The organism is Blastomonas sp. (genome assembly GCF_041747255.1).
GTDB lineage: Bacteria > Pseudomonadota > Alphaproteobacteria > Sphingomonadales > Sphingomonadaceae > Blastomonas.
Genome location: NZ_JBGTFM010000323.1, coordinates 1 through 4,736 on the forward strand (window position 1 = coordinate 1; position 4,736 = coordinate 4,736).

The 4,736-nt window shown below is 63.3% G+C and carries 4 protein-coding genes; all 4 read left to right on the top strand.

Going from position 1 to position 4,736, the window contains the following annotated elements:
• The coding region (gene aroC, locus ACEW8G_RS11065; RefSeq protein ID WP_373488476.1) for a chorismate synthase at positions 1 to 710 on the top strand (710 nt) is incomplete at its 5' end.
• A gap of 59 nt (positions 711 to 769) precedes the next feature.
• Complete coding sequence (locus ACEW8G_RS11070) at positions 770 to 2,113, top strand: spinster family MFS transporter (RefSeq protein WP_373488477.1); 1,344 nt, start codon at positions 770 to 772, stop codon at positions 2,111 to 2,113.
• A gap of 67 nt (positions 2,114 to 2,180) precedes the next feature.
• Positions 2,181 to 3,965, top strand: coding sequence for an SLC13 family permease (locus ACEW8G_RS11075; protein ID WP_373488478.1), 1,785 nt, complete (start codon positions 2,181 to 2,183; stop codon positions 3,963 to 3,965).
• A gap of 72 nt (positions 3,966 to 4,037) precedes the next feature.
• Positions 4,038 to 4,736, top strand: a 699-nt coding sequence (locus ACEW8G_RS11080) for a dicarboxylate/amino acid:cation symporter (protein WP_373488479.1), incomplete at its 3' end; no start/stop codon positions are given.

Here is a 4,736-nt window from a genome sequence, read left to right on the forward strand (position 1 = left end):
GTTCCAGCGCGCGCGAGACCGCCGCGCGGGTGGCCGCAGGCGGCGTCGCGCGGCTGATAATCCCCGAGGTTACGATCACCGCTTATGTGTGCGAACTCGGCGGGGACAGCATCGACCCCGCGCGTTTCAATGCCGCAGAAATTGATCGCAACCCGTTCTTCTGCCCCGACCCCGAAGCCGCCAGGCGCTGGGAGGCAAAGGTCGATGCTGCGCGCAAGGCGGGCAGTTCATTGGGCGCGATCGTCGAGTGCGTCGCCACCGGCGTGCCCGCCGGATGGGGCGCGCCGATCTATGCCAAGCTCGACAGCGAACTGGCAAGCGGATGCATGTCGATCAACGCGGTCAAGGGCGTCGAGATTGGCGACGGCTTCGGCGCAGCGCGGCTGTCGGGCGAGACCAATGCGGACCCGATGCGCCCTGCCCTGGCAGGCGACAACTCCGGCGATCCGCAGTTCCTCGCCAACCATGCTGGCGGCATCGCGGGCGGCATATCGACCGGACAGCCGGTGGTGGTGCGTGTCGCCTTCAAGCCGACTAGTTCGATCCTGACGCCGGTAAACACCATCACCCGCGACGGCACGGCGAGCGAGATCGTCACCAAGGGCCGTCACGACCCGTGCGTCGGCATTCGTGGCACACCGGTGGTTGCAGCGATGGTCGCGCTGGTGCTCGCAGATCAGAAGTTGCTTCACCGGGCACAATGCGGCTAGCGTTGCATCATAAGGCGTTACCCGGCATATAGACCGGACACAGCGCCGCAGGAGATGGAATGACAGTTGCCAACGAGGCCGTGCCGGACGCATCGGTCGCAGGGATTGTGCCCGGCGCAACCATGCCTGCCGCAGCCATGCCTGCAAAAGTGCCACGCGTGATGCTGTGGACCCTGCTCGTCATCTATATCTTCAACTTTCTGGACCGACAGATCGTTTCGATCCTCGCCGAGCCGATCAAGCGCGACTTTGGCCTCAGCGACACCCAGCTCGGCCTGATGACGGGGCTGGCCTTTGCGCTGTTTTATACGCTGCTCGGCATTCCGATCGCCCGCTATGCCGACCGCTCGACGACCAACCGGGTGACGCTGATCGCGGTGTCGGTGGGCGTATGGTCGGCGATGACGATGGCTTGCGGAATGGCGCGCACCTTCCCCCAGCTGCTGCTGGCGCGCGTCGGCGTGGGCGTGGGTGAGGCCGGCTGCACACCGGCGGCGCACTCGCTGATCAGCGACAGCGTGCCGCCTGAGAAGCGCTCGTCCGCCATCGCCTTTTACGGCCTTGGCATCCCCATCGGATCACTGCTGGGCATGGTGATTGGTGGCGGGTTGGCGGATATCTATGGCTGGCGCACCGCGTTTCTGGCGGTTGGCCTGCCCGGTGTGGTGCTCGCGTTTCTGGTGCCCTTTCTGATGAAGGAACCCCGCCGCGCCGGGATGCTCGCGGGCGCCGCGATGCCCAAGGCCAAGGCGCAGATACCGGTAAAGGATGCGTTGCGCGAGCTGGCGACGTCGCGCGCCTTTGTGCTGCTGTGCTTGGCGGCAGGGGTGACGGCGTTCCTGTCCTATGGCAAGGCAGTGTGGGTTGCGGTGCTGTTCATCCGCACCTTTGGGCTCAGCCCCGGAGAGGCCGGGCTGTATCTGGGTGTGACCCTCGGCGTGGCGGGCATGGTCGGCACCTGGCTGGGCGGCAAGCTTGCCGATCATTTCGGCAAGCGCGACCGCAGGCATCTGCTCACCGGCCCCGCCATCGCAATGGCAGTGGCAACGCCCATCCTGTTTCTCGCTTACGCCTCCGCCGACTGGCGCGTGGCGCTGGCGCTGCTGGTCCTCCCTACGATCATGAACGCGATGTATTATGGCCCAACCTATGCGTGTGTGCAGGGGCTGGTCCGCCCCGAACTGCGCGCGGTCGCCGCATCGGTGATGGTGTTTGCGCAAAACCTGATCGGGCTGGGGCTGGGGCCACTGCTGTTCGGCATGATGTCCGATGCCTTTCAGCCGCTTGCCGGGGCCGACAGCGTGCGCTGGGTGCTCTATGGCGCGGCGTGGCTGGGGCTGATCCCCGCTTTCCTTTTCTGGCGCGCGAGCTTGCGGCTCAAGGCCGAAATGAAAAGCGGTTGAGCTTTGCCCGGACACACATTAGCCATTGCCAGATATGTGATTTCCGCAGCGTAAGGACAGTCAGCGCGTGGACGTAATCCGGGCCTTCATCGAAGCGTGGCAGGCCCAGATTGGTCTCGTGATTTTGGCGCTGATGTTCGTTGGCTTCGTCATGGAGCGCTTTCCCGCTGCGGTCGTGGCGATCCTTGGGGCATGCACGTTCCTGTTTCTGGGCATCATCAACTCCAAAGAGCTGCTGTCAGCCTTCTCGAACAGCGCACCGATTACCATTGCGGCGATGTTCATCCTGTCCGGCGCGTTGCTGCGCACCGGCACCATCGATGCGATTGCCGGCGTCATCATCGCCCGCGCGCGCACTCGGCCCAGGCAGGCAGTCGCAGAGATGTTTCTCGGCGTCTATGTCGCCTCTGCCTTCATGAACAACACACCGGTGGTGGTGGTGATGATCCCGATCATCCTCAAGCTGGCGCAGGCCACCGGCTTTTCGGCCAAGAAGCTGCTGATTCCGCTCAGCTTCATCTGCATTCTGGGCGGCACGACGACGCTGATCGGCACGTCGACCAACCTGATCGTCGATTCGGTGGCGCGCGACAGCGGGCTGGCAGCATTCGGAATCTTCGAGATCACGCCTTACGGGTTGATCGCAGGCATTGCGGGCATGGCGATGCTGGTGCTGTTCAGCTCATGGCTGTTGCCGGGCGATGACGCATCCAGCCCCGGTGCCGGGGCAAATGACGAGCTGTTTCTGACCGAGCTCACGATCCGCAACCAGTCTGCGCTGCGCGGCAAGACACTGGGCGAGACAGCCATCGCCAAACGTGCACGTATCAAGGTCACCGCGATCAAACGCGATGGCACGTATCTGCGCCACAATCTGACCGAAGAACTGCTTTCGCCCGATGACGTGATCGTCGTGCAAACCGATCTGCCCGAACTGATGTCGCTGCGCGCCAGCGATGATTTCAAGGTCGGCATCGTGCGCAAGGGCGATGCCGGAGCCAAGGGCGAGGTGGTGGTCGAGGCGATGGTCGCCCCCAGCCACCCCAGCATCGGCAACCGGCTTTTCGACATCCCGTTTCTCTCGCTGCTCAACGTGCGCATTCTGGGGATGAGCCGGTTTCGCAACCTGCCCCGGTCCGATCTGCCCAACGCCAAGATCCATGCCGCCGACAAGCTGGTGGTAACCGGATCCAAAGCCGACATCGCGCGGATGTACGAGAACCCCAACCTGTTTGGTGTGGTCAGCACAACTGCGCGTGCCCTGCGCCGCGACAAGGCACCGCTGGCCCTCGGCGCGCTGGCCGCAGTGGTGATCCTGTCGGCATTCAACGTGGTCGCGATCGAAGTCGCGGCGATACTTGCGGTGGCAGGCATCCTGATCGCCCGCTGCATCGATGCCGAAGAGGCGTGGAGCAGCATCGACGGCAATGTGCTGGTGCTGATCTTCGGGATGCTGGCCGTCGGCATCGGGCTGGAGCAGGCGGGCAGCGTGATCATCGTCGTCAATGCGCTTGCCCCCTATCTCACCGATGTGCCGCTGTGGGCGGTGGTGTTTGCGGTCTATATCTTCTCGGTATTGCTCACCGAGATCATCACCAACAATGCGGTCGCCATTCTGGTGACGCCGATTGTCATCAAGCTGGGCGCAGACCTTGGCATCGATCCGCGCCCGCTGGTCATTGCGGTGATGTTCGCCGCCTCGGCCAGCTTTGCCACCCCTATCGGCTACCAGACCAACACCTTGGTCTATGCGGCGGGCGGATACCGCTTCACCGATTTCTTCAAGGCGGGAATTCCGCTGACCATCGGGGTGGGGTTGGCCACCTGTTTTGCGGTGATTGGATTCAACTGACCCGCACGACGCTTGCGCGCGCGCGGCGCGGCAGTTAGCGTCGGCGATCAAAGTCTTATCAGGGGACGCGTCTTGGGATTCTGGTTTCGCATTCCGCTGTGGCAGCGGGTGATTGCTGCATTGGTGCTGGGCATCATCACCGGCCTGCTGTGGGGCGAAGGCGCGGTGGCGATCAAATGGATCGGTGACCTGTTCATCCGCGCGATCAAGATGCTGGTGGTGCCGCTGATCTTCTTCTCGCTGGTTGCCGGGGTCGCCTCGATCGGTGACATCCGCAAGCTTGGTGCGGTTGGCGGGCGCGCGATGCTGCTGTTTTTTGTTACCGGCCAGATTGCGGTCGTTCTCGGCCTTGCGATGGGCACCCTGGTCAAGCCGGGCATTGGCGTCGATGCCAGCCTTGCCGGGGTCACCGCCACCCCCACACCGCCAGAAACCTCGGTCACCGACATGATCCTCAAAATGGTGCCGGAAAACGTCGTCCAGGCGATGGCGACGATGGACGTGCTCGCGCTGATCGTGTTCTCACTGCTGCTGGGCATCGGCATTTTGATGGCCAAGGAAGAAGGCGAGCCGGTCGCGCGCATCTTCGATTCGGGCGCGATCATCATGCAGAAGGTCACGATCCTGGTTATGGAACTGACCCCGTTCGGCGTCTACGCGCTGATGGCGTGGGTTGCGGGCACCTTCGGCTTTGAAGGGTTGATCCCGCTCGCCAAGCTGGTGGCGCTCAATTATATCGGCTGCGCGATCATCATTCTCGTGATGTATTCG

Coding starts and splice junctions, on each gene's coding strand:
- ACEW8G_RS11070 (WP_373488477.1), top strand. CDS start 770: ATGACAGTTGCCAACGAGGCCGTGCCGGACGCATCGGTCGCAGGGATT.